We start from the raw sequence: 24276 nt of genomic DNA, 5'->3' as shown, positions 1-24276 counted from the left end.
CACCCATGGTCGAGAGCTTCTTCGATGAGGGATTCTTCGAGGACGACGCCGCGCAGCGCAAGTACCAGCCGCTCGGCATGGGTACACCGGAACAGATCGCGGATGTGGCCGTTTTCCTCGCCTCGGACGAGTCACGTCTCATGACTGGCTCGGCAGTAGTCGTCGATGGCGGTTACACGGCTCTATAGGAGTCGTTCGCGGCCCAGCGGGTGTGGGCGGAGAAGTGACTGCCACCCATTCCGCTCGGGGTCGAGAGAGCGGCGAAGCGGGCCCCGGTTGTTTGGGTGACCCCAGTCAGCTGGCAGGGAGAAGGGACCGGCCCCTTCGCGGACGAGGGTACGTCCTTGGTTGATCCGCACCGCGTCGAGCAGGCGACGGCCATGACGTAGCCGATGCCGGTCTCCTCCAGGCGGCCATGTGCTGCGGGGCCTGCCCGAAGGCTTCGTCTCCGGTCACCCACAGTGCCTCCACCTCGGCGTCCAGCGCGGCGGCGATCATCTCCCAGGCCAGGCGGGGCTTGGTCGCGAAGGTGATCTCGTCGGGTGTACTGCCGTTGCACCCCCGCCGAGGCGCGGCCCTTCCTCACGAAACCGGTCTCGTCCAGGATCAGCACTCCGCCGTCGAGGCCGCTGTGTTCGACCACGTAGGCACGCAGGTCATCACGGACGGCATCGGCGTCCCAACGGGCGTAGCGCAGCAGCCGCCGCATCGACCCCGGCCGGACGTGACCATCCTGCTCGGCCAACTGCCAGCAGTTCTTCCGTTCTACCTTCGACAGCAGCCCGAGCAGATAGGCGCGGGCACTCGCCCGGGGCTCAACTCGGCCGAACCGGCCCGCGATCCGGGCCATCGCCTGGTCGAACATCACCCGCCCGCGGGCAGGGTCTCCGCTATGCTCCGCGGCCACCGCACGATCTTCGTTTGTCCACACACCAGCCGATGATCACGCGGTGGCCGTACCCGTTCCCAGCCGGGTCCACCACAAGATCGCGAAACCAGACTGGAGTACTAGGACTGCGGGAGTTGGGATGCGGCCCCTCCGCGACGAAGACCTCCAGGCCCCGGGCGCCGAAACGGGTCTTCTCGATGCGCTTGCCCTGCGGTTCCAGGCCGTGCCGGTTTCGCAACGTCCACCAACTGGCCGACGGCGGCCTGGTCACCATGGCGGTCGGGCTGCGCGGCGCCGACGCCACCAGCATGGACAGCGTCGCCCGGGAGCCGAACTCGGCCTGCGCACCAGCCTGCACGTCGACGTCGTAAGCGGGGCCATCTCCGATCTGCGCGCACACCACCACGTCGTGCACGGCAACGGGCTCAGCGACGACGAACTGCGCATGCTCGCCTACGCGGGCAGCTCACTGTCGATCAGCCCGGACGACGGGCTGAAGACGGGGTTCGGATCGCCGATGACCGGCCGGGCGCCGGCTGTCGGCCTGCGCCCGACGCTGTCCATCGACGACGGCCCCTCCGGCGGCGGCGACATGTTCTCCACCATGCGCACCGCCTTCGCGGTACAGCGCGGCCTGCGCTCCCGGGACCTGCTGGAGTTCGCCACCGAGCGCGCACGGGCAGCATCGCGCCCGGCAAGGACGCCGACATCCTCCTGCTGTGCGGAGTGGGCCTGCCGAGGCTGAGGATTCGCCTACTCGGAGCTTCGAGGATGACCGAGACGTACGTGCGCCTGAGCACTCGTATACTCGTGCGACTCACGGAGGGGCGGTGGAGACAGTGAAGCTTGCCGAGGCACTGGCAGAGCGCGCGGAGGCGACCCGCCGCGTGGAGCAGCTGCGAGCACGTGTCGTCAGTAGTGCGCGGCACCAGGAAGGGGAGACACCCGCCGAAGACGCGGCTCAGCTGTTGGCTGAGGCCGGTGAGGTGATGGACACCCTGGAAACGTTGATCCGGCGGATCAACCGGACCAATGCCTCCGTGGAGGTGGGTCCGGACGGCACGCTCACCGATGTTCTCGCACGCCGGGACGTCCTGCGACTGCGTCACTCTGTGGTCACCGCGGCGGCGGACGCAGCAGCGGGTACGGGCGAGCGAGGGTACGGCCGGCAGCTTCGCTCCGAGCTGATGATGCTCTCCGCGCTTCCGGTCGCGGAACTGCGCGCTCAGGCCGATGTACTGGCCCGGGAGATCCGCGAGGTCGATGTGCGGATCCAGCGTACGAACTGGGAGGTCGATCTGCTGGACTGAGCAGTCCAGCAGACTGGGACGATGTGGAGCAGGTAGCAGCTTCGGAGGCGTGCACACACCGAGGGCCGGCGGTTTTCCAGCCCACTCCTGGCGCGTGAAGAGCAACGCGGGGGTTCGAATCCCCCTATGACAGTGCAGCTCAGCACCGCGTACAGGTAACAGTGCACATCGCACAGCACATCACCACGTGCAGATCCGAGGCGGCGAGGGCGGGTTCGGGGTTCTCCACATCACGGTGGCCGATGCGGCGGCACGCGCGTCGAGCTGCGCCGCCGCGAGAACGGCACCTGGTTCTGGCGCTGCTGCGACCCGGGCAGGTCCAGAGACTGGTAGGTCAGCTCCAGGAGGCCGACCTCGGGGTGCTGCAGCCGCTTGATGCCCTCGTGGCGGATACGGACGTCGTGCGCGGCCCACATGGTGCGGAAGTCGGCGCTGACGGTGGACAGTTCCCCGATCAGCTCGCGCAGGGCCCGGTCATGCGGTTCCCGCCCGGCCTCGGCACGCAGCAACGCGACGGTGGCGGCGGCGCCGGCCTCCCAGTCGACGAAGAAGTCCTGTGAGCCGGCATCGAGGAAGGGGTAGCGGGCGAAGTTGGCGCGGCCGCGCTCGTCGACGGTGGGGCTCTCGAACATCGGCGCGTGCAAGGCCCTGCCGAGCGCGTTGTGGGCGATCACGTCCAGGTGGCCGTTGCGTACGAAGGCAGCGGACATCGTGATGGAGTCGAGCAGCCACTGGGTGCGGGGCGGGGTTTCGACGTCCCTGCGGCGGGACGGCGTGCGTCGGGCGGGCCTGGCGGCGCGGGCCAGGTCGAACAGGTAGGTGCGTTCGTCCTCGTTCAGCTGCAGGGCTTGGGCGACCGGGGCCAGGACGCCTTCGGAGACGCCGCTGATGTGGCCTTCTCCAGGCGGGTGTACCACTCGGTGCTCACGCCCGCGAGCACGGCGACTTCCTCACGCCGCAGCCCCGGGATCCGGCGCCGGGTGCTGGTGGGCAGCCCGGCCTGCTCAGGGGTGATCTTGGCGCGGCGGCCGGCGAGAAAGTCCCGGATCTCCGTGCGGTGGCCCCTGTGGTCGTCCATGCGTTCCACCGTAGCCACCGGGGCGCGCGGAGGGAGGTCGAGCTTGTACCCCCCCATAAACGCGACCTTCTCCATCTGCGGCAAAGCCCGTTTCGTGGGACCGGCACACCGAACACCACCTCACGGAGTTGATGCATGAGTACGCGAGGAGCGAACCCTCCACGCCCCCGCCGAGACCGTACGGGCTGACACCCCCAGCCTCAGTCGACCACCTCGGCCGGCAGCGCTGGACCGACGCCGAGAACGGGACCTTCGCGCGCGGGTCCCACGAGATCCCCTTCGACGAGGACGGCGACGTCGCCCCCTCGGACCGCGTCCTGCCCAAGACCCTCCCGGCGGACGCCGACCCGATCACGAAGATCTTCTTCGACTACTACCGCACCGAGCGCGGCTACCACCCTCGCTCGATCAACTCCACCACCGCGTGGACCGCGACCACGCCGATGTCGTTCTTCGCCTTCCGGCAGATGACGAACATCGACATGCCGGCGCCCCGCAAGGCCCTCCTGGTGGCGGGTGCCGAAGCGCACTCGCGGTCCTACTCCGAGGACGTCCAGGCGACGGCGCCCGAGACCGTCGACCTCGTGATCGTCCCGGGCGCGGACCACGTCGACCTGTACGACCGCAAGGACCTCATCCCCTTCGACAGGCTCGACGAGTTCTTCACCAAGAACCTCACCTGACCTGCTGCTCAACAGGCGCCGGGAACAGCCGGTCCGGCCGGCACGGTTGCATCAGTCGAGGTGCGCGGCACGCCCGCCGCGCACCCGGTGCAAGACGTATGTCCGCAGGAGGACTGTTTCATGACTGACCGGCCCTTGACGCTCATGGCAGTACACGCACACCCCGACGACGAGGCCACCGGAACCGGCGGGGTCCTCGCACGGTACGCGGCGGAAGGCATCCGCACGGTTCTCGTGACGTGTACCGACGGCGGCTGCGGTGACGGACCAGGGGGCGTCAAGCCGGGCGATCCCGGGCACGATCCGGCCGCGGTCGCCTTGATGCGCCGTCAGGAACTCGAGGCGAGCTGTGGCGTCCTGAAGGTCAGCGATCTGGAGATGCTGGACTACGCCGACTCCGGGATGATGGGCTGGCCGGGCAACGACGCCCCCGGATCCTTCTGGCAGACCCCTGTGGCGGAAGGCGCGGCCCGGCTCGCGGAACTCATGGGGCACTACCGACCCGATGTGGTCGTCACCTACGACGAGAACGGCTTCTACGGCCACCCCGACCACATCCAGGCCCACCGCATCACGATGGCGGCGCTGGAGATGACCGCGCTGACGCCGAAGGTGTACTGGACCACGATCCCCCGCTCGGGGATGCGGCGGTTCGGCGAGATCATGCGCGAGTTCGCTGAGGACATGCCGGAGCCGGATCCTGCCGAGGCCGCCGCGCTGGCCGAGATCGGCCTGCCCGACGACGAGATCACCACGTGGGTGGACACCACCGCGTTCAGTGGGCAGAAGTACGACGCGCTGGCCGCGCACGCCAGTCAGGGCGAGAACATCTTCTTCCTCAAGATGGGCAAGGAGAGGTTCGGCGAGTTGATGGGCGTGGAGACCTTCGTACGGGTCCAGGACGCCACCGGCGCGGCCGTACCCGAGAACGATCTCTTCGCCGGACTGCGCTGAGACTCCTGCCTGACCAGGCCGGCGACGGCTTCTGCAGCCCACAAGCCGTCGCGAGCGCGGCCGGCATCCGCTCGATCACCTCGGCCCGCACGTCCCGCTGCCACGCGGCGTCCATGACCGCGACGTCGATCACCATGACGTCGAGGTCATGAGCGGCGTCGGCCGGCAGCCGCCCGCCGATGGCCATCATGTCCCGCTCGCGCTCGACGCAGTCCCGTGCCGGGCACTTCCCGGATGCGGCGGCGGATCACCAGGCCACCTCACCGTGACGGTCACGGAAGGTCCCGGTCGGTCCGTCCGCCCCGATGGTGGCCAGTTCGACGATGGCGTCGGTCCCCTCGGTCACCGTCTGCGGACCGCTGTGACCGTTGAAGTCGGTCGCGGTGTAGCCCGGGTCGGCCGCGTTCACCTTCACGTCCGGCCAGGACTTCGCGTACTGCGTGGTCAGCATGGTCAAGGCAGCCTTCGACGCCGTGTAGAGGGGCGCGACGGCCCGGCCCTCGACGCGCTCGGCGTCGTGGGTCAGCGCGAACGACCCCATGCCGCTCGACACATTGACGATCACCGGGCTCGCCGACTTCCGCAGCAGGGGCAGGAACGCGTGCGTCACCCGGACGATCCCCACGACGTTGACCTCGAACACCTCGGCGGCGTCAGCGGCCGTGATCCGGTCGGCTGGGCTGTGCGTCCCGAAGACACCCGCGTTGTTGATCAGGACGTCGATGCCACCCTCGCGAGCTCCGATATCGGCGGCGGCCGCGGCCACCGACGCGTCATCCGTCACGTCGATCTGGACGAAACGGGCACCGAGTGCGGCGGCGGCCGCCTGGCCGCGCTCTGGATCACGAGCACCGACGACGACGGTGTGGCCGGCCTCGATCAAGCGGCGGGCGGTCTCGTACCCGAGGGACTTGTTGGCTCCTGTGATGAACGTTGTTGTCATGCGTTCACTCTCGGCCCGTGACGAGGGGACAGCCAGTGCCCCCCGCGACGGTAGGACAGCCAGTACCAGGCACGACGGCGGCACCGCGGACACAATGGCCGAGTGGACGAGACCCTTGGCACGGCTCTGCGCCGCTGGCGCGACCGGCTGTCCCCCGCTGACGTCGGGCGGACCTCGCGGCCCGGACGACGTGCGGTGGGGTTGCGGCGCGAGGAACTGGCCGAGCTGGCGGGGCTGTCGGTCGACTATGTGGTGCGGCTGGAGCAAGGACGCGCCACGAGCCCTTCGGCACAGGTCGTCGCGAGCCTGGCCAGGGCACTGCAGCTGCAGCCCATGGAGCGCGATCACGCCTACCGGCTGGCCGGCCTCCTCCCGCCGCAGGAGGGGACGATCTCCACGCATGTTCCGGCGGGGGTCCAACGGATGCTGGCTCGCCTCGGTGACTTTCCCGTGGGCGTGTTCAGTGCCGACTGGACCCTGCTGTCCTGGACTCCGGCATGGGCAGTGCTGCTGGGCGACCCCAGTGCACGGACACCCGTCGAGCGGAACCTGGTGCGTGCGGTCTTCGGCGCGGGGCCCTCAGGGCTGGCGGCCTGGCCCGTACTCCAGGAGGGCGACGCCCTGAGACCCGCCCTCGTCGCCGATCTGCGCACGGCTCTCGTCGACTGCCCCCGGGACCGTGGCCTGGTCGGCCTTGTCGAGGAACTGCGGTCCAGCAGTGCGGAGTTCACCCGGCTGTGGGACGAGGGTGCGGTCGGACCGCACGTCTCGGCCCGCAAGACCATCGTGCACCCCCAGGTCGGCGAGGTGACGTGCGACTGCGACGTGCTCACCGTCCCGGGCTGCGACGTCCGCCTCGTCGTCTACACCGTGGCGGCGGGTTCCGCCGATGCGGAGAAGCTGGAGTTCCTGCGGGTCACGAACGGCGTCCGCACCGACGGTCCCTTGCCTCCGGGGCCCGGCCTGTTCTCCACACCGTGACCATCCGCCCGGCCGGACCCGGCACCACGACGTGTCCAGATGCTGTGCCCCCACCCCGGGTCACCCAGCCAACACGATGGTGTGCCGCGACGGCGCGAGCGCTGCCCGGTAGCGGCGGATCCCCCAGCTACGGTGCTCCAGTTCCGCCGCCACCAACACCTCCGCCGTGTTCAACCGGCCAGGCACGAGTTCCACCAGCGCGGCCACCGGATGGTCGCCTGCCAGCGGGAAGCTCCTGACGCGGCGGAACTCCCACTGCGGGTTCGGCTGGGACGCGCCGTGGCCCCGGACGATCCACTCTTCCTTGGCCGGCCCCGCACCCGACGGCCGCTCGACACCCACGTCCAACAGGCCTGCCTTGACCGTGAAGTTCACGCCCGTGCCGGAGCCGACGACCGGGCGGGTGCGCTCGCCGGGGTCGATGAGTCGCGCGACCGGCCGCACCTCGGGGTCCGGTGTGGACAGTGCGATACCCAGGGAGGCGTGACGGAACGTGCCCTTCCCCGTCGGTGTCTCCGGGCGGAAGGAGCACACCATCAGCAGCTGCCGGAAGTGCCGGTCGGGCGTGGCTTTGACGTAGGACAGCCACTCGGCCGGCATGCCCTCGTGGTCGGTCGGCAGCAGGTCCCAGCCGAACGTGAGCCTGCCGCGCAGCGGTTCGTCCTGAGCCGGGCTGCCGAGAGTGCGCTCGGGCACGAGTTCGACATCGTGCAACCGGACCTCGGTCATGCCACGGCTCCCTTGCTCCGACCATGCAGGTAGGTGAACGCTCCCCAGTCACGGTAGTGGGGATGCCGGGCACGGGTGGCGAGTTGGGCCTCGCGGAAGGCGGGCTCCGGGTCCGTGCCGTGTGCGATCCGACGGTGCATGTGGTCGTAGAAGTACGTGGCCGGTTCCGGGCGTACGGGCCACAGACACCCGACTACGGCTTGCGCGCCGGCGGTGACCAGTGCCGACGGGATGCCACGGACGTTGTCCGCGCGGTCGAACCGGCCCAGCGCGGACTCGCACGCGGCGAGCGTGACCAGGCGTACACCGCGCAGGTCGACCTCCAGGAAGTCATGGGCGTGGACCCGGCCGTCGTCGTCACGGTCCGGAGCGAGGTAGAGGCAGTGCATCCACGGCGCGTCCTGGTCCAGCGTCCCGTGTACGGCGATGTGGACCACGTCCGCCGTGGCCAGTTCGGCGAGCAGCCTGTCGCGCGTGGCCGCGGGGCCGGTGACGGCGTCCGTGCCGACCGCGTCGGCGACCCTCCGCGCGTGCTCCTCCAGCGCCGGTTCCGCGTGCAGCCCGTAGGGCACGCCGCCGTCGGCGGAGGCCAGCACAGCGGTGCGGCGCGGCCGTACCGGTCCCGCGGCGGGTAACAGGGCTTCGAGGCCGGCGATGGTGGTGACCGTCCAGTCGTCGGCGATCATCCGGTCCCCAGCACGGCACAGTGGTAGGGGCAGATAGTGCAGCGCGCCGTGCGGCCACGCCAGGATCCGGTCCTTGCCCTGGGCCCGCCACTTGTCCCACAGTTCGCCGCCACCGAGCGGTATGTCGCCCGGCTGCCGCAGCAGTCGGCTCCCTTCCGGCGTCACGTCGCCGAACAGCGGGTCGCGTTCCACCTCCGTCCGGATCGCCTCGACCCGGTCCGCCACCGGGTGCCGGTCGTTGTTCTCGTCCGTGCCGTCGCCCAGGTGCACGACGAGCGACCGGCCCTGCCTGGTGACCGCGAGAAGCACGGCCGCGCCCCGCACGGCGGCGGGCAGGAACCAGGTCAGCAGTACGGTCCGGTCGTCCAGCAGCTCGTGCGTCCTCGCCCAGAGTCGCTGCTCGTCGATGAACGGTGCCGAGCGGCGACTCAGCTCGTCGTCGATGAGCGAGGAGATGCGCCACCGCACGTTCCGGGCGATCTGCCGGGCGTCGTCGCCGCCGGGACGGCGGTCGGAGTCCAGTACGTTCAGCAGGTGCCGCGACGCACCGGACGCACCTTGGGAGGTGGCGGGCTCCTCCAGGTCGCGCAGCTTGCCGAGGAGGTGCTGGATGTGCGCGGGCAGCGCGAGCGGACCGTCGATCCGCCACCATGCGCCCAGCTCCGGCCCCTTGCCCGCCTGGTGCAGGCCGAGCATCAGCCCCATCGGCAGCGTCTCGGACTCCGCTGCGAGCTGCCAGACCGCCGAGTGCACGAGATCGCGCAGTACCCCGCCGAGTTCGGGCGCACGGCTCGTGTCGAAGTTCGGCACGTCCGCGATGATCGCGAACAGCGCTGCCTTGAGATCTTCGCCGTGCAGGTCGCCCATCCGCTGAACGAACGGCACCAGGCTCGCCCGCGCCAGTTCCTCGAAGCGGAGCGAGGCGTAGCCGAGGGCCGCGTACGTGTAGTAGCCCCACGGGAACGGGACAGGGCCGACGACCGGCTCGCCCGCCTGGGCCGACTGGTAGTACAGGTCCGCCGTCAGCAGCCTGGCTTCCTCGCTCCGCACGTCGCCCGCCTGCCGCAGGAGGGTGATCCCCAGCGCCGGCTGCCGCAGGTCGCGGGCATGTGCGGCCGCATGCAGCAGCGCCGCCGAACGCTGCGTCGGAGTCCAGGACCGTGAGGATCGCGGGAGTGACGCCGCGAGCGGCCGGCCGGGCCCGGGGCAGTCGGTGGGATCGTCGGGCAACACGTGGAGCCGTGCCTCGGTCAACTGTCTGCGGTGTGCGGGGTCCCAGCTGATGCCGAGCTGCTCCGCCCAGTCCAGCACCGTACGCAGCAGCGGCCGGTCGGCGCGTTCCCGGGCCAGGTTGACGCCCTGGCTGATCACCTTCGCGGTCACGTCGCTGCCATGGGCGGCGACGAAATCGGCGAAATGCGAACCGAACACCGCCCTGGGCAACCCGTCGGCCAGGGCCGGGGGAATCCCGTCCACCACCCTGAGCAGGAACAGGGCCACATCGATGTCGTCGGCGGTGGACGCATCGAGCCATGCCGACAGCGCGGCGGCGGCGGAGTCCCGGTGCACCCCCTCCTCGTCCATGAGGATCTGCGCCAACGACGCCAGGAGCCGGGGCCTTCGTGTCCCGCCGTCGAGCTCCAGAGCGCGCGCCACCAGGTGTCCCGCCTCCTCCCACAGCCGGTGGGACTCGGTCTGTAAGGGCTCCTCGTCGGTGAACCACGTGCGGTACAGGTCCGCGTCCAGCCGGGCGGCCCACACGGTGCGCACACCGCGGGCGTAGTGGTCCGCGGCGAAGTCCTCCGCTCCCCGGGTGGCCATCCGCAACCGGGCGGCCGCCAGCAGCCCGGCTTCCAGTTCGGCGGGATCGCTCAGCTTGTCGATCAGCCGTGACACCACCGCGTCGGCGTCCTCGAAGACCTCGCGATCACACCGGTCCGCCACCAGAGGAACGGCATGCTCGACGCTACGCAGCGCCGCGTCCCGCCAGGCGGCCTCCGCCCCGCAGGCGCCGGCGACCTCGGCGACCAGCCTCCAGTAGACGTACATGAACTCGACCGGACCGCGGTGGTCGAGAAACTCGTCCCGGAACAGCGATTCCACCATCGCCTCGGCGGACAGTGCCCGGTCCGCGTGTTCCGCCAGGGCCTGTCGCGTCTGCTCCAGTTCGCGCGCCTGTTGCTGCGCCTGGGGCAACGACAGGATCCGGTCGCACACGTACTGGGCGAGATCCGTCAGCGTGCCGACCGGGTCGATGACGAACCTGACCGTCGGCGCGCCTTCCTCATGGCGCGGTTGGTGGCCCGGCTCGCCGAAGCGCACGGGGCCCGCACACACCCTTCCCTGCCGCGTTTCGAAGTCGAGTGCGCCGATCGGATCGTCCATGGCCGGGAACACTTCGGAGACGACCAGCATGACCGAACCCGACGCGCTCACTGCCTCCCGCCAGCCCGGCGGCTGTTCCAGGCGAAGGTCGTGCACAAGGTACGCGCCGTCCGGGCTGACGACGGACAGCACGCCTCCGTCATCCTGCGTGACACACCACCTGTGGTCGACAGGGTCGCCGAGGGGAAGTTCGTCGAGCGAGAGGAGCACCGGGAGGCCCCACCAGCCGTGCGCGCGGGTGAACAGGCTGCCTCCGGCCCCGGCACCAGCGCTGAACGGGCTGATGCCGGCCAGTCCAACCGCCAGTCCGGCCTGCCGGACACCGTCCGCCTCCACCATGAACGCCCACCCGGTGATGTCCCGCGACAGCCGCATGCCGTTCCCCCCACCAACCGGTCGTCAACGGGTTCAACCATGGCACGACCTTGGCGCCGCGAAGCTGAGGCGGTGCAGCAGGGGCGGGACCCGCCCGCTCACCTCGGTACCGGCGACGGCGAGGAGAGGGGCGCTCCCGGGAGGGCCCTGGCCGGTTCCGGTCGGTGGACTCCGCGGGGGCGGTAGCCGAGCTCGTCGGACCGGCCCAGCAGATCAGCCAGGTACCAGACGATGGCCAGCCACATCTCGGTGCCCTGGAGCCCGGGTCGCGGACCGGGACCGACCGCGCCGGCGCCGAACCCGAAACCTTGGCCGTCCTGCCAGGCGGACAGCACCGCCGTCAGCTGCTGCTCGGCCCAGGCGCGGATGTCCGCCGACCGGTATCCGTCGCCTCCGGTGCCCGTGGCGAGCTGTCGGGAGCACAGCCACAGGGGGTGGGCGACATCCAGCACGTTGCAGGCGTTCCGTTGGCCGGATCCGAAGTGACGGGCGTCGTGGGCATGGGCCAGGACGGTGTCCACGACCCGCTCCGGATGCGGGACCGGCACTCCGAACTGGGCGAACGAGCCGCGCGTGAGACGGTAGTAGCCGTTGACGACCTGGAGTCGGCCGGCCTCTGCGGAAGGGCTCCCCCACACGCCGGTCCACGGGTCGGCCCGGGTGAGCAGCCAGCCGAACAGGGCCTCCAGCGAGCCGGAGGCGGCGTCCTCACCGTGTCGCAGGTTCCAGTGGGCGGCCGTGGCCCAGGCATCGATCCAGGCACCGGCGGTCCACGCGTTGTCGCGCCAGGGCAGGTCTTCCAGCCGTACGACGAGTTGGCCCGCCGTGATGTCCTGTACGCCGCGGACCGGGTGGGGGAACGACGAGCCCAGCAGGTCAAGGGCGTAGCCGACGGACAGGATGTGGTACAGCGCGGCCCCGCTCCCGGTCAGGCCGGTGTCATCCTCGCTCGGGAGCGGCTCGCCGAACTCCGGCACCAGACCGCTGACCGGGTCCTGAGCCGCACTCAGCCGCCGGACATGCTCCTCGGCGGCCAACTGCGGTGGAGCGGAACCGAGCAGCAGGTCGGCGATCTCCACGGCGTCGCAGTGCGCACGCATCGTGGGTGCGGCCCCGGGCCGGTCGGTGTACCGGTCGCCGTCCCAGCACCGGGCGAGGATGTCGGCGGCCTGAGCCCGGGCGGTGTCGGCGAACCGGGTCAGGTCGTTCCCGGCGCCCCCGGGCTTGCCCGCGGAACCAGTGCTCCCGTGGCGCCGGTCGCGTAGTGGCCGTGCGGGGTTCCCGGCGGCCACGGTCCAGGCGGGCAGATCTCTGGTGACCACCGCCCCGGCTCCGACGACACAGTGGTCGCCGATGGTCACACCGTCCACGACGACCACGTTCGAGCCGATCCACACGTCGTCCCCCACCTTGATGCCCCGGCTGGTGAGGGGCTGCCGGAAGACCGGCCGGTCGGGAGCCATGGTGTGGTTGAAGCCGAGCATCGAGGTGTGCGCGCCGATCCGCACGCCGTCGCCCAGAGTCACCGTGCCCCGCACCGTGGTGAAGGGGTTCAGCGTGCAGTCCGTCCCGGTCGTCAACTCGCCGGTGACGTAGGCGTGCGCGGCGATGTACGAGTCGTCGCCGAGCCGCAGCCGGTCCGGGAACACGGCCGCGGAGTCGGCGACGTAGCACCGCTCTCCGAACTCGGCGTCCCCGCCGACGGCCTGCTGCCGCTCCCGCTGCGCCAGGCGCTGCTCCTGGGTCGCCTCCCCGGCGAAGAGCCACGGGCAGTGATCGAAGTGCTTAACCGAATGCCGTTCATGATGATCCATGCGAGGAACGTTAAACAGCGGGAGGCCTGACTGGAAGGGGGTGCCGGGGTGGTTCTCACATCCGGGATCTCAGCACGTCGACCTCACAACCCGGCGTGAACGGGTCGAAGCCGTGCTCGATCAGCCAGCGGACCCCCAGCAGGCTGCGCAGCGACCACCAGGCGCGGATGACGTCGAGGTCGACGTCGGCGTCGGTGCCGTAGCCGGCGATGAGGTGGCGGAGGTGGGGCTCCTGGCCGAGGGTGAAGGTGGCGAGGTCGAACAGGGCGTCGCCCCGGCCCGCTTCGGACCAGTCGATGATGCCCGTGATCTCGTCACCGTCGAGGAACACATGAGCGATCTGCAGGTCGCCGTGCGTGAACGCCGGGGTCCACGGCCGGAGCGCGGCCTCGGCGACCTGCCGGTTGCGCGTGACCAGGTCGGCGGGCAGGACGCCGTTCGCCACGAGCCACTCGCACTCGCTGTCGAGTTCCGCCACCAGCTCGTCGACGGTCCGGCCGGCGCGGCCGGGGCGGGGCGGCAACGGGGCGTCGTGCAACCTCCGGATGGCGGCGCCCGCCGCGGCCCACGCCGCCGGCGACGCGGTCGACGGCTCACCGAGGCGGCCGAGCGTCGTCCCCGGGACCGCGGCGAGCGCCAGCACGGGTGGCCTGCGCCAGAGGATCTCCGGGGTCGGGACCGGCACCAGCGCCATCGTCTCGACCTCGACGTCGATACGCGCCTGATCGGCGTCCACCTTCAGGAACACGTCACCGACGCGCAGGGTCGCCCGCTCGGAATGGGCGACGACGACCTTGACCTCATCCCTGGGCGACCGTCCCGTCGTCACGCCACGACCTTGCCCGGATTGAAGATCCCCCGCGGATCCAGCGCGTCCTTGACGGCCCGGTTGAGTGCGAGTACGGCCGGTCCGGCCTCGGCGGTGAAGCCGTCCCGTTTGAGGAGGCCGACGCCGTGCTCGCCGGTCACCGTCCCGCCGAGTCGCAGGGCGGCGGCGATGACGTCCTCGAACGCGGCCTGGGCGCGCCGTTTCGAGGCCTCGTCGCCGGGGCGGGTGATCAGCAGGGGGTGGAGGTTGCCGTCGCCGGCGTGTGCGATGTTGGCGATCAGGGTGTCGTGGCGGGTCGCGGTCTCCTCGATGCGGGCGAGCATCTCGGGCACCGCGGACCTGGGCACGCAGACGTCCTCGGTGAGGACCGGGCCGAGGCGTTCGAGTGCCGGGTAGGCCAGGCGCCGCGCCTCGAACAGCGCCTCGGCCTCGTACTGGTCCGTCGAGCGCACCGCGTACGTCGCCCCGGCCCGCTCGAAGCAGGCCAGCATGGCGTCCGCCTCCAGCTCTCCCGCCGGGCCCGCGCTGTCGGTCCGGCCGAGCAGCAGCACCTCGGCCTCGGTGGACAGGCCCATGTGCTTCCACTCGTCGACCGCGGCCAGGCAGTGCCGGTCGACGAGTTCCAGCGCGGAGGGAATCAGGCCCGCCTCGGCGACGGCGGCGACCGCGTGCCCGGCGTCGACGACCGACGAGAAGTGGCCCGCGACGGTGTGCTCGGGTTCCCGTGCCGGACGCAGGCGTACGGTGATCTCGGTGATGACGCCGAGCGTGCCCTCGGAGCCGACCATGAGCCCGGCCAGGTCGTAGCCCGCGACGCCCTTGGCGGTACGGCGGCCGACGCGCACGAGCTCGCCCGTGCCGGTCACGAACTCCAGGCCGAGCACGTAGTCGCGGGTGACGCCGTACTTGACGCAGCACAGGCCGCCCGCGTTGGTCGCGACGTTGCCGCCCAGCGTCGACCAGGGCGCGCTCGCCGGGTCCGGCGGGTACCACAGGCCCTGCTCGGCGCAGGCCGCGCGCAGGTGGTCGTTGACGACGCCGGGCTCGACCACCGCGAGCCGCTCCCGCGCGTCGATCTCCTTGATCGCCGTCATCGCCTCGGTGGACAGGATCACGCAGTCCTCGACCGCGTTCGCCCCGCCGGACAGACCGGTGCCCGCGCCACGCGGCACGATCGGGGCGCCGAGCCGCAGACAGAACCGGACGGCGTGCCGCACCTCCTCGGCCGTACGCGGCCGGACCACCGCCGCGGGGGTGCCGTACGGCGCCCATTCGGCCTCGTCGTGGGCGTAACTCGGGATCACGCCGGGGTCGGTGACGAGACGGCCCGGGGGCAGGCCCTGTCCCAGTTCGTCGGTCAGCTCACGCCGCCACGCTCCGCTCCGCATGCCGTCGACGCTAGCGGCGCCGGATCATTCGGCTCAATGGGCGGGCCGGCCACCCGTGCCGACGAGCGGGGGGCGGTCAGTCGACCGGGTGGCCCGGCTCGATCGTCCGGGCGTCGTCGAGGCGCAGCAGCGGCCCGTCGTACGTCTCGTCGTCGCCCCATTCGACCGGGTCGAGGACGAAGCCGATGTGGTCGCCGCCGCCGACGCGGGTGACGATCCGGCCGACGAACCAGGCCGGCGCGTCCTGGAGGACGACGGCACCGCCGTGTCCCTCGCGCCGGCGGACGTGTTGGAACTTGTCCTCCCGGTCGCCGGTGCGTCCGCCGAACAGCTCGGCCAGGGCGTGCTGTTCGCGGGCCAGCAGGTGCACGGCCAGGACCGGTGCGGACCGGGCCACCCGGAAGGTGTGGTTGACCTCCGAGAGCCATACCACCCACCGCACCGGCCGGATGGAGCACTGCGAGGCGAACCCGACCAGACAGCCGGCCCATTCGCCACCCGCCGCCGCCGTGACCACACACATGTCGGGGTTCACCCGTCGCAGGAACGCTTCCATGCCCGCCACCATGCCGAAGTCGCTCCCGTCGCCCGTGGTCTTCGCCCCTGCCCGTCACCCGTGACTCGCCTCTCGGCATCAGCTCACCACGGAGTGCGGGCCCGTGCCATCCAGCGGCTCCCCTGGAGGGGCGGGATCATTCCCCCTGGCGCGGTCGGGTCAGGCCCCGGTACCGGTGGGCGACTCCGCCGGGAAGGAGGTATTCCGCCAGCAGGTTGCCGGCGCGGTGGGACGGCAGTCCCATGTCGTGCAGGAGTTCGTCCGCGCAGTGGATGTCGTAGGGCCCGAAGTCGTAGCCGCCGGAGCCCGGCAGCACCTGTTCCTGCCAGGCCAGGCGGGCGTCGACGGCGTCGCGCATCTCCTGTTCGCCCGGGGTCGTGCGCAGCGTCGCGCGGAAGTGGCGGGCGAGCCAGTGGGCGGTGAGTTCCATGCCCATGATGTTGTTGAAGACCTGCCGGAAACCGACGAATCCCAGCCGGTCGGCGCCTGGGGGCACGATGCCTCGGTAGAGCCGTAGCCGGCCTGCGGAGTCGTGCACGGACACGCTCGGGTCGAGGAACGGGAAGACCTTGCGGTGCCCCGTGGCGAACACGATGACGTCCGCGGTCACTTCCTCGCCGGTCGCCAGTCGCAGCCCCTGGCCGGTGTACGCCTCGACCGCGCTGACCTTGGCGGCGATCAGGCCGCGGCGCACGGCACGGACGTAGCCGCGTGGTATCACTCCGGCGTGGGCCAGGTGGAAGGGCAGGGCGCGATCGGGCCGCAGGTGCTTCGGGAGCCGGTTGAGGCCGGCGGAGAAGAGCAGGTCGCGGGTGATGAGCCACCACAGGGCCCGCTTGACCCGCTCGTCGAGGCGGTCGATGGGGCGGACGCAGGCCGGGTCGTGGTAGCGGGGCAGGAGGGCCTCGCCGAACCGGGTGAACAGGATCCACTTGTAGCCGACCGAGCCGAGCAGGAACCGCTCGGGGATCATCCAGTTCACCTTGCGCTGCACGAGGGTGGCCGAGGTCGCCTCGCGTGCGGCGCGGGTGGCCAGGTCCAGCGCGGACTTGCCGCCGCCCACGACGACCACACGCCGGCCGGTGAGGGTCCCGGCCCGCACCTCGTTGGAGTGCAGCACGGTCCCGTGGAACGACGCGCGGCCGGGTAACTCGGGCACGTGGGGATGGTGATGGGCCCCGCTGGCGACGACGACGTGGTCGAACTCCTCGCGACGGACCTGCGCCGTCTCGTCATCGGTGGGACGCGAGTCGACCGACCAGCCGGCGGCCCCCGGCCGCCCGGGCCCCTCCAGGGGCCGGACGGAGACCACCTCGGTACCGTGCCGGACGCCGGCCAGCACGCCGAAGGTCTCGGCGTAGTGCTCCAGATAGCGCTGGGTGTCCACCGCGTCGGCGAAATGCAGGCGGTTGGGCAGGTCCGCGAACTCGAAGAGGCGGCGCGCGGCCTGGTTGGCCAGCCCGTCGTAGCAGCCTCCCGCCGACCAGACTCCGCCGACCTGCCGGTACTTGTCGAGGACGGTGACGTCGAAGCCGTTGTCCAGCAGCACCTTGGCGGTGACGATTCCCCCGGGGCCGGCCCCGATCACACACACTCGCATCAGCGGTCACTCTCCTTGGGAGATCGGCACGGCCGGCTCGTCCATCATCCCGGTCGCGGATCCCCGTGCCCAGGGCGCGTCCGCAGTGGTGCTGGCTAACCTTCACGGGTGACCACCGAGTTGACCCTGCTGTCCCGAGTCGCCTGCCGTGGGCGGGAGATCACCGCGCCGCGGCTGCGCGGGCTGTTGGCCCTGCTCGCGGAGGATCCGCGCACCGGGTGCAGCACGGGCCGGCTGGTGGAGGGGCTGTGGCCGGAGGAACAGCCGGAGCGGCCGGGCAAGGCGGTGCAGATCCTGGTGTCCCGGCTCAGGGCGCAGGTGGGTGCCGAACTGGTCGTGAGCACACCCACGGGATACCGGCTGGCGTTCGACGAAGCGCAGGTGGACAGTTCCGCGCTGCTGCTGCACGAGGCGGCGAGCGCCGAGCGGGCCAGGGCCGCGGATCACGAGGACTCCCTCGCGCGGGCCGACGCCGGCCTCGCCCTGTGGGACGGCGGGGTGGGCGCCGGAGCGGGCGAGGATCTGCACGATCCGGTGGTGGCGCTGCGCACCGACCGGCTGCGGACGCATCGGTCCCTGGCCCGTCTCCGGGCCCTCGCGCTGGCCCGGCTGGGGCGCCGGGACGAGGCCGCCGCACCGCTGGCCGAGCTGGCGCGGGAACTGCCGCGCGACGAGGAGGTGCTGGCGGAGCTGCTGCGCTGCGAGGCGGCCACCGCGGGCCGGGCCGCGGCGCTGACCCGGTACGACGCCTACCGCCGCGGGCTGCGCGAGGAGCTGGGCACCGATCCGGGGCCCGGACTCAGGGCGGCGTACCAGGAGTTGCTGAGCGCGGAGGTGGCGCCGGTCCGGCACGGGGTGCCGCACGAGCCGAACCCGCTGCTCGGGCGCGACGCCGACGTCGCCGCCGTGGCGGGGCTGCTGCGGGCGGCCCGGGTGGTCACCCTCGTGGGGCCGGGAGGGCTGGGCAAGACCCGGCTCTCCCACGCGGTGAGCCGGGCGGCCGAGCAGCCCGTGGTGCACTTCGTGGCCCTGGCCGGTGTCACCGCCGACGACGACGTGGCCGGTGAGGTGGCGTCGGCGGTCGGTGCCGGGGAGGGCCGGCAGTTCGCCGGTGGCGGGGACGCGGAGAGCGGCATCCTCGCCGCGCTGGGCGCGGGGCCCGCGCTGCTGGTGCTGGACAACTGCGAGCAGGTCGTCTCCGGTGCGGCCGCGCTCGTACGGACGCTGGTGTCGCGGTCGAAGGAGCTGCGGGTCCTGGCCACCAGCCGGGCCCCGCTCGGGCTGACCTCGGAGTCCGTGTACGCCCTGCCGGAGCTGTCCCTGGCGACGTCGGTCGAGCTGTTCGAGCAGCGGGCGCGGGCGGCTCGGCCAGGCGTGGAGCTGCCCGCGGGCACGGTGGCCGAGATCTGCGGGCACCTGGACGGGCTGCCGCTCGCCGTGGAACTCGCCGCGGCCCGGGTGCGGGCGCTGTCCGTGGCCGACATCTCCCGCCGGCTCCGGGACCGTTTCGCGCTGCTGCGCGGCGGCGCCCGTGACGCGCCCGAACGGCATCGGACGCTGCGGGCCGTGGTCGAGTGGAGCTGGAATCTGCTGGAGCCGGACGGCCAGGCGGCGCTGCGGGCGTTGTCGGTGTTCCCCGGCGGATTCGGCGAAGCGGCGGCGGAGTACGTGCTCGGTGAGACCGACGACGTACTGACGCTGCTGGAGCAGCTGGCCGACCAGTCCCTGATCAAGGTGGGCGACGGTCCGTCCGGGGTGCGCTTCCACATGCTGGAGACACTGCGGGAGTTCGGCGCGGCCCGACGCGCGGAGGCCGGTGAGGAGGAGGCGGTGACCGACCGGTTCCTGTGCTGGGCGCGGGACTTCGGCCGGGCGCATCACGACGTGCTGTTCGGCGACGATCCGCTGCCCTCCTGGAACCGCATCCGGGCCGAGCAGGACAACCTCGTCCTAGCCCTGCGGTACGCGCTGGCCCGCGCCGACGGCCCCACCACCGCGGCCCTCACCGCCGTGCTGAGCGGCTTGTGGGCCACCGGCTCCAACTACGCCCGGCTCACCGCTCTCGCCGCCGAGACCGCCGGCCCGCTGTCCCGTTTCCGTCCCGGCCCGCAGGACGCCGCGGACGTCGAGACGGCCCGCAGCGCGGCGACCACGTGCACGGCCAGCCTCTTCATGGGCCACGGCCCGCACGCCGTACGGCATCTCGTCACGCTGCGCCAACTGCCGCCCGCCCCACCGGACACCGTGGTACGGGCGCTGGCCGTCGTGCTGTGTGCCGTCCCGGACATGCACCCGCCCCGGTACACACGGCTGACGGAACTCTGTGACGCCGAGGAGCCCCTGCTGGCGGCGGTCGCGGCGTGTGCCGCCAGCTACGTGTGGGAGTCCGAGCAGGAGACGGAGCGCGCGCTGGACTGCGCCCGCCGGATGCTCGACGCGCTGGGACCGCACGGCAGTCCGGCCATGCGGCTGCTCAGCCACGGACGGATCGGCGATCTGTGTCTGAAGTCCGAGCGTGGCGCGGAGGCGTACGACCATCTGCGGGCCGCGCTCGACGTGCTCGGTGAGTTCACCGAATGGCTGGACCTGATCGGCGTCCGCTGGGGGCTGGTGCTCGCCTGCCTTCAGCGCGGGGAGATCGACGAGGCGGAGTACTGGCTGCGCCTCGCGGCGATGGAGCAGCGGCCGGAGGCCGCCGAGATCTCCAGTCCCGATCTGCTGGCCCGGGCGGAGATCGCGCTGGCCCGAGGGCTGACCGAGGTCGGGCTCGGGCTGTGGCGCCAGGCGGTGGAGTGGGTCCGGGAGAGCGGTCTGCTGTACGCCGACGATCCGTTCGCGGACTCGTGGATGCTGCAGATGCAGTCGGCCGCGCTGGCCGCGCACGCGCAGCACGGCAGGCTGGAACCGGTGGCCGGGCTGGCCGGGCAGTTGCGCGGGCGGCTGCTCACGATGCTGTCGGGCGATCCGGAGGGCGGGACGCCGGTGGAACTGCCGGTGTACGGCACCGTACTGCTGGCGCTCGGCTTCGCCGGACTGGCCCGGGGCGACACGGCGGCCGTACGACTGGTGGCCCTGGCGGAACGGATGTCGGTGGTGCGGGAGTTCCCCACCCTGTCCTCGGCCCGGTCCCGGCAGGCGGCCGAGAACGCCGACAGGGCGGCGTACGCCGACGCGGGGTCGAGGTACGCCGCCCTGGGGCGGGAGGAGTTGCGGGCGGTGGCGCTGCGCGAACTCACGGCCGGTGAATCGGCGCTCAGTTCCCCGGCTCCTGGTTGAACCGCGCCTTGGACCAGAAGTAGCCCAGCAGGGTCAGGCCCAGGCACCAGCCGACGGTGAGCAGCGCGTTCTTCGTGCCGATCTCACTGCCCATCAGCAGTCCGCGCAGGGTCTCGATGGCGGGCGAGAAGGGCTGGTACTCGGCGACGGGCCGGAACCAGCCCGGCATGGCGTCCACCGGCACGAAGGCGCTGGACAGAAGGGGCAGCACCATCAGGGGCAGCGCGAGATTGCTGGCCCCTTCGGCGTTGGGGCTCACCAGTCCCATGCCGACGGCGATCCAGATCAGCGCGATGCTGACGAGGGTCAGCAGCCCGACCGCCAGGAGCCACTCCACGGGCGTGGCGTCGGGCCGGAAGCCGATGGCCAGTCCGACGCCCAGCACCACGGCGAGCGCCATCAGCGTCTGGATCACGCTGCCGAGGACATGGCCGATCAGCACGGAGGCGCGGGAGATGGCCATGGTGCGGAACCGGGCGATGATGCCCTCGGTCATGTCGGAGGCCACGGACACCGCGGTGCCGATGGCGGTGCCGCCGATGGTCATGAGCAGGATGCCGGGGACGATGTAGGCGATGTACTCGCCGCGGTCCGCGGGGCCGCCGGTGATGCCGGCGCTCATCACGTTGCCGAAGACGTAGACGAAGAGCAGCAGCAGGATGACGGGGGTGAGCAGGAGGTTCAGGGTGAGGGAGGGGTAGCGGCGGGCGTGCAGGAGGTTGCGCCGCAGCATGGTGAGGTTGTCGCGCAGGGCGTGGGTGGCGGGGGCGACGTGGGTGACGGCGGGGGCGCTCATCGGACGGTCTCCTTGGCGGGAGCGGGAGCGGGGGCGGTGGCGGTGGCGGTGGCGGTGCCGGCGGTCAGGGCGAAGAACACGTCGTCCAGGTCGGGGGTGTGCACGGAGAGCTCGTCGGCCTCGACGCCGGCCGAGTCGAGCCAGTCGAGGATGGAGCGCAGCTCGCGCTGGCTGCCGCCGCTCGGGATCTGGAGCGTGAGGGCGTCGTCGTCGCGGGTGGTCTCGCGCAGTGCGGTGGCCGCCCGTTCGTAGGCCACCGGGTCGGAGAAGCGCAGCCGCACATGGCCGCCGGGGACGAGCCGCTTGAGCTCCTCTGCGCTGCCCTGGGCGACGAGCCTGCCGCCGTCGAGCACCGCGATGCGGTCGGCGAGCTGGTCGGCCTCCTCCAGGTACTGGGTGGTGAGGAAGACGGTGACGCCGTCGGAGACCAGCTCGCGGATGATCTGCCACATGTTGTGCCGGGAACGCGGGTCCAGACCGGTGGTCGGCTCGTCGAGGAAGATGATCCGGGGGCTGCCGACCAGGGTCATGGCGATGTCGAGGCGACGCTTCATGCCGCCGGAGTAGGTGGAGGCGGGCTTCTTGGCGGCCGCGGTGAGGTCGAAGCGCTCCAGCAGTTCGGCGGTGACCCGCCGTCCCTCGCTCCTGGAGAGGTGGTGCAGGTCCGCCATGAGGAGCATGTTCTCCTCCCCCGTGATCAGCCCGTCCACGGCGGAGAACTGACCGGTCACACCGATGGACGCCCGCACCGCCTGGGCCTCGGCGGTGAGATCGTGCCCGGCGATCCGGGCCTGTCCCCCGTCGGCGGAGATCAGGGTGGACAGGATGTTGACCGCCGTGGTCTTGCCGGCGCCGTTCGGCCCGAGCAGGGAGAAGATCGTGCCCGCGGGTACCTGGATGTCGATTCCGTCCAGGACGGTCTTGTCCCCGTAGGCCTTACGCAGCCCCGTGGCCACTATCGCGAGTTCGTGGTCCGTCGTCGTCATGCCGCAGAGCGTGCGCCCCCGGCGGTTCAGAACGGTTTCAGGCCGCTTTCAGCCGCCCGGAATCACCGTACGGCGCTGAAACCTGCGGTGAGGCAGGCCCAGCAGATGCTCACGGTGCGGCCGGTGGGCGCTTGGGCGGGGGACCGCCCGGGAGCAGTGAGGGACGCCGGGCTTCGGGCTCCGTGTCGATGAGGTCCTCGCGGGTGGCCCCGAAGACTGGCCGCAGGCATACGGGCAGCCCGTATGTCGGGGCAGCACGTATGCCGGGGCAGCCCGCGTGCCGGGGCGGGACGCATGCCGGGGCGGGACGCATGCCGGGGCGGGACGACGTCCTGGGCGTTCGCCTACCTCGCCTTTACACGGGCTACGCTAGCTTGGTGAACGAAACCGTTTCGTTCCGCTCGAAGGAGATGACGGCCATGGTCTCCGTGCTCGTGGTCAACGACCAAGCACTCCAGCGCCTCGCCCTGCGTATGCTCCTGGACCCCGAGCCCGACCTGAGCGTCACCGGGGAGGCGTCGAGCGGGGCCGAAGCGGTGCGCTAGAGCGCCGCACTCCGTCCCGACGTCGTCCTGATGGGCAGTCAGCTCTCCGGTGCGGACGACGACATCGTCACCGTCGGGCGCCTCACACGTCCACGACGCGGCCCCCGGCCTCTCGAACCGGCCGAAGCGGACACGCACACGCCCCGCGTCCTGGTGCTCGCCCGCGCCGGCCACGAGAGCTACGCCTACGCGGCCCTGCGCGCCGGCGCCGACGGGTTCCTGCTCGAAGACGCCGCGCCCGACGCACTCGCCTCGGCCGTCCGGATCGTCGCCGCGGGGGACGCCGTCATCACCCCGGACCTGACCCGCGCGCTCATCGACACCGTCCGCGAACAACGCACCAGCCGTGCCCTCCCCCGTGGATCCGACCTCGCCACCCTCACCGGACGCGCGCGCGACGTCCTCACCGCGGTTGCCTCCGGCTGGTCCAACGCCGAGATCGCCGAGCGGCTGTCCATCGCCCCGACCACCGTCAAAACGCACGTCAGCAACATCCTCGCCAAGATCGGCGCCCGCGCCCGTGTGCAGGCGGTGACGTTCGCGTACGAGTCGGGGCTTGTCCGGCCTGCCGCCTGACGGCGGCTCAGGTCGCGGGGACCTTGACCGCGGGGACTGCTGCCGCGACCCACTCCTCCCCCGGGCCAACTGGCCTCCTGCACTACACCATCCGGTGGCTTATGGCCGTCGTAGCGTTTTTCATATCAGCCGATTTCCTATTCATTCCACTGTCCGGCTCTTGGTGCTGACCAGCCGTCACGAGGCCCTGAACCAAGTCGAGGAGAGTGGAAACAATGACGACATCGCCTAGATGGCGATCAGTTCTGGCGCCAGCCGCCATGGCTGCCGCGCTCGCCGCAGCCGCACTGGCGAGCACGGGCACCGCCCACGCCCAGGACGACACCACCCCGCACCCGCCGTACCCGACACACGGGACCAAGCCGGCGTACCCGGAACACCCGGTCAAGCCAGAGCACCCGGTGCATCCAGTCAAGCCCGAGTATCCGGTCCACCCGGTCAAGCCAGACCACCCCGTGCACCCGGTCAAGCCGGAGTACCCGGTACACCCCGTCAAACCGGACTACCCGGTGCACCCCGTCAAGCCCGAATACCCGGTGCACCCAGTCAAGCCCGAGCACCCCGTCAAGCCGGTCAAGCCTGCCTATCCGGAGAAGCCCGCTTACCCCGTCAAGCCGGTCAAGCCCGAATACCCGGTCAAGCCCGTCAAGCCGGCGTACCCGGAGAAGCCTGCCTACCCGGTCAAGCCGGTTAAGCCGGCGTACCCCGAGAAGCCCGCGTACCCGGTCAAGCCCGCTTATCCGGAAAAGCCCGCCTACCCCGTCAAGCCGGTCAAGCCCGCGTACCCCGAGAAGCCCGCGTACCCGGTCAAGCCCGTCAAGCCGGCGTACCCCGAGAAGCCCGCCTACCCGGTCAAGCCGGTCAAGCCCGCCTACCCGGAGAAGCCCGCGTACCCGG

20 protein-coding genes and 3 pseudogenes are annotated in these 24276 nt (G+C 71.4%); 9 read left to right on the top strand and 14 right to left on the bottom strand.

Annotated elements, in window-relative coordinates:
- A partial coding sequence (locus AQJ67_RS18385) for an SDR family oxidoreductase (protein WP_159058785.1) occupies nt 1-188 on the top strand: 188 nt, incomplete at its 5' end.
- An 81-nt stretch (nt 189-269) separates the two neighbouring features.
- Here AQJ67_RS18385 and AQJ67_RS50700 read toward each other — a convergent pair.
- Together AQJ67_RS50700 and AQJ67_RS49370 are read right to left on the bottom strand one after the other, a co-directional pair.
- Nucleotides 270-850 (bottom strand): annotated as a pseudogene (locus tag AQJ67_RS50700) (transposase); the annotation flags it as partial.
- A 40-nt stretch (nt 851-890) separates the two neighbouring features.
- Nucleotides 891-1304 (bottom strand): hypothetical protein, encoded by a 414-nt coding sequence (locus AQJ67_RS49370; protein ID WP_244190490.1) that lies wholly within the window; start codon nt 1302-1304, stop codon nt 891-893.
- Between AQJ67_RS49370 and AQJ67_RS45230 the strand changes: the two genes are divergently transcribed.
- Both AQJ67_RS45230 and AQJ67_RS18370 read left to right on the top strand, forming a co-directional pair.
- Nucleotides 1299-1634, top strand: coding sequence for a hypothetical protein (locus tag AQJ67_RS45230; RefSeq protein ID WP_062720024.1), 336 nt, complete (start codon nt 1299-1301; stop codon nt 1632-1634). The genes AQJ67_RS49370 and AQJ67_RS45230 overlap by 6 nt on opposite strands.
- A 94-nt stretch (nt 1635-1728) precedes the next feature.
- A complete protein-coding gene (locus tag AQJ67_RS18370; protein ID WP_062720022.1) occupies nt 1729-2199 on the top strand; it encodes a DIP1984 family protein in 471 nt (156 codons plus the stop codon).
- Between the two features lie 230 nt (nt 2200-2429).
- Here the strand turns inward: AQJ67_RS18370 and AQJ67_RS18365 are convergent, their stop codons facing one another.
- Nucleotides 2430-3116 carry an MmyB family transcriptional regulator gene (locus AQJ67_RS18365; protein ID WP_244190489.1) on the bottom strand — a complete coding sequence of 229 codons (687 nt, stop codon included), beginning with the start codon at nt 3114-3116 and terminating at the stop codon, nt 2430-2432.
- Entirely contained in the window at nt 3035-3277 is a 243-nt protein-coding gene (locus tag AQJ67_RS49365) for a helix-turn-helix domain-containing protein (protein WP_244190488.1), read from the bottom strand. The genes AQJ67_RS18365 and AQJ67_RS49365 overlap by 82 nt, the downstream gene beginning before the upstream one ends.
- A gap of 131 nt (nt 3278-3408) precedes the next feature.
- On the opposite strand from AQJ67_RS49365, the gene AQJ67_RS49360 reads away from it, so the two are divergent.
- Both AQJ67_RS49360 and AQJ67_RS18355 read left to right on the top strand, forming a co-directional pair.
- Nucleotides 3409-3960, top strand: a complete 552-nt coding sequence (locus tag AQJ67_RS49360) for an alpha/beta hydrolase (protein WP_062720021.1) — start codon at nt 3409-3411, stop codon at nt 3958-3960.
- Nucleotides 3961-4080: 120 nt separating this feature from the next.
- Nucleotides 4081-4914 carry a PIG-L family deacetylase gene (locus AQJ67_RS18355; RefSeq protein ID WP_062720019.1) on the top strand — a complete coding sequence of 278 codons (834 nt, stop codon included), beginning with the start codon at nt 4081-4083 and terminating at the stop codon, nt 4912-4914.
- Between the two features lie 247 nt (nt 4915-5161).
- On the opposite strand, the gene AQJ67_RS18350 is transcribed toward AQJ67_RS18355, so the two are convergent.
- The gene (locus AQJ67_RS18350) at nt 5162-5857 is read right to left on the bottom strand and encodes an SDR family NAD(P)-dependent oxidoreductase (RefSeq protein ID WP_062720017.1); all 696 of its coding nucleotides are present in this window, start codon (nt 5855-5857) and stop codon (nt 5162-5164) included.
- Between the two features lie 102 nt (nt 5858-5959).
- On the opposite strand from AQJ67_RS18350, the gene AQJ67_RS18345 reads away from it, so the two are divergent.
- The gene (locus AQJ67_RS18345; protein WP_062720015.1) at nt 5960-6838 is read left to right on the top strand and encodes a helix-turn-helix transcriptional regulator; all 879 of its coding nucleotides are present in this window, start codon (nt 5960-5962) and stop codon (nt 6836-6838) included.
- 60 nt (nt 6839-6898) lie between these two features.
- Here AQJ67_RS18345 and AQJ67_RS18340 read toward each other — a convergent pair whose 3' ends face one another.
- The 7 genes from AQJ67_RS18340 to AQJ67_RS18310 all read right to left on the bottom strand — a co-directional run bounded on the left by AQJ67_RS18340 (nt 6899) and on the right by AQJ67_RS18310 (nt 17200).
- Entirely contained in the window at nt 6899-7567 is a 669-nt protein-coding gene (locus AQJ67_RS18340) for a hypothetical protein (protein ID WP_062720013.1), read from the bottom strand.
- Entirely contained in the window at nt 7564-11013 is a 3450-nt protein-coding gene (locus AQJ67_RS18335) for a CHAT domain-containing protein (RefSeq protein ID WP_062720011.1), read from the bottom strand. Before AQJ67_RS18335 ends, AQJ67_RS18340 begins: the two co-directional genes overlap by 4 nt.
- A gap of 98 nt (nt 11014-11111) precedes the next feature.
- Nucleotides 11112-12827 carry an acyltransferase gene (locus tag AQJ67_RS18330; protein ID WP_062720009.1) on the bottom strand — a complete coding sequence of 572 codons (1716 nt, stop codon included), beginning with the start codon at nt 12825-12827 and terminating at the stop codon, nt 11112-11114.
- Nucleotides 12828-12882: 55 nt separating this feature from the next.
- Nucleotides 12883-13656, bottom strand: a complete 774-nt coding sequence (locus AQJ67_RS18325) for a phosphotransferase family protein (protein ID WP_062720007.1) — start codon at nt 13654-13656, stop codon at nt 12883-12885.
- Nucleotides 13653-15044, bottom strand: coding sequence for an FAD-binding oxidoreductase (locus AQJ67_RS18320; protein WP_062720004.1), 1392 nt, complete (start codon nt 15042-15044; stop codon nt 13653-13655). Before AQJ67_RS18320 ends, AQJ67_RS18325 begins: the two co-directional genes overlap by 4 nt.
- A gap of 76 nt (nt 15045-15120) precedes the next feature.
- On the bottom strand, nt 15121-15609 hold the full coding sequence (locus AQJ67_RS18315) for a flavin reductase family protein (protein WP_079056023.1): 489 nt from the start codon (nt 15607-15609) through the stop codon (nt 15121-15123).
- A gap of 127 nt (nt 15610-15736) precedes the next feature.
- Nucleotides 15737-17200, bottom strand: coding sequence for a flavin-containing monooxygenase (locus AQJ67_RS18310; protein ID WP_079056011.1), 1464 nt, complete (start codon nt 17198-17200; stop codon nt 15737-15739).
- Between the two features lie 108 nt (nt 17201-17308).
- On the opposite strand from AQJ67_RS18310, the gene AQJ67_RS18305 reads away from it, so the two are divergent.
- Nucleotides 17309-20476: an ATP-binding protein gene (locus AQJ67_RS18305; protein ID WP_062719998.1), complete on the top strand. Its 3168-nt coding sequence runs from the start codon at nt 17309-17311 to the stop codon at nt 20474-20476.
- On the opposite strand, the gene AQJ67_RS18300 is transcribed toward AQJ67_RS18305, so the two are convergent.
- A complete protein-coding gene (locus AQJ67_RS18300; protein ID WP_062719996.1) occupies nt 20454-21272 on the bottom strand; it encodes an ABC transporter permease in 819 nt (272 codons plus the stop codon). The two genes, AQJ67_RS18305 and AQJ67_RS18300, sit on opposite strands and share 23 nt — an antisense overlap.
- Nucleotides 21269-22258, bottom strand: a complete 990-nt coding sequence (locus tag AQJ67_RS18295) for an ATP-binding cassette domain-containing protein (protein WP_062719994.1) — start codon at nt 22256-22258, stop codon at nt 21269-21271. Before AQJ67_RS18295 ends, AQJ67_RS18300 begins: the two co-directional genes overlap by 4 nt.
- 419 nt (nt 22259-22677) lie before the next feature.
- On the opposite strand from AQJ67_RS18295, the pseudogene AQJ67_RS18290 reads away from it, so the two are divergent.
- Both AQJ67_RS18290 and AQJ67_RS47695 read left to right on the top strand, forming a co-directional pair.
- Nucleotides 22678-23379: pseudogene (locus tag AQJ67_RS18290) on the top strand (LuxR C-terminal-related transcriptional regulator).
- Nucleotides 23380-23639: 260 nt separating this feature from the next.
- Nucleotides 23640-24276, top strand: a pseudogene (locus AQJ67_RS47695) (hypothetical protein); the annotation flags it as partial.

Origin of the sequence: Streptomyces caeruleatus (assembly GCF_001514235.1) — a bacterium.
GTDB classification, from domain to species: Bacteria; Actinomycetota; Actinomycetes; order Streptomycetales; family Streptomycetaceae; genus Streptomyces; species Streptomyces caeruleatus.
The sequence above is the reverse complement of the archived record's forward strand: the minus strand, read 5'-3'. Positions and strand labels throughout refer to the sequence as shown.

What these genes read in the sequence shown, in the direction of transcription:
- AQJ67_RS49360 (WP_062720021.1), top strand. Translation starts at nt 3,409, where the DNA reads ATGCATGAGTACGCGAGGAGCGAACCCTCCACGCCCCCGCCGAGACCG.
- AQJ67_RS18355 (WP_062720019.1), top strand. Translation starts at nt 4,081, where the DNA reads ATGACTGACCGGCCCTTGACGCTCATGGCAGTACACGCACACCCCGAC.
- AQJ67_RS18335 (WP_062720011.1), bottom strand. Translation starts at nt 11,013, where the DNA reads ATGCGGCTGTCGCGGGACATCACCGGGTGGGCGTTCATGGTGGAGGCG.
- AQJ67_RS18300 (WP_062719996.1), bottom strand. Translation starts at nt 21,272, where the DNA reads ATGAGCGCCCCCGCCGTCACCCACGTCGCCCCCGCCACCCACGCCCTG.
- AQJ67_RS49365 (WP_244190488.1), bottom strand. Translation starts at nt 3,277, where the DNA reads ATGGACGACCACAGGGGCCACCGCACGGAGATCCGGGACTTTCTCGCC.
- AQJ67_RS18310 (WP_079056011.1), bottom strand. Translation starts at nt 17,200, where the DNA reads ATGCGAGTGTGTGTGATCGGGGCCGGCCCCGGGGGAATCGTCACCGCC.
- AQJ67_RS18320 (WP_062720004.1), bottom strand. Translation starts at nt 15,044, where the DNA reads ATGCGGAGCGGAGCGTGGCGGCGTGAGCTGACCGACGAACTGGGACAG.
- AQJ67_RS18330 (WP_062720009.1), bottom strand. Translation starts at nt 12,827, where the DNA reads ATGGATCATCATGAACGGCATTCGGTTAAGCACTTCGATCACTGCCCG.
- AQJ67_RS18350 (WP_062720017.1), bottom strand. Translation starts at nt 5,857, where the DNA reads ATGACAACAACGTTCATCACAGGAGCCAACAAGTCCCTCGGGTACGAG.
- AQJ67_RS18295 (WP_062719994.1), bottom strand. Translation starts at nt 22,258, where the DNA reads ATGACGACGACGGACCACGAACTCGCGATAGTGGCCACGGGGCTGCGT.
- AQJ67_RS18340 (WP_062720013.1), bottom strand. Translation starts at nt 7,567, where the DNA reads ATGACCGAGGTCCGGTTGCACGATGTCGAACTCGTGCCCGAGCGCACT.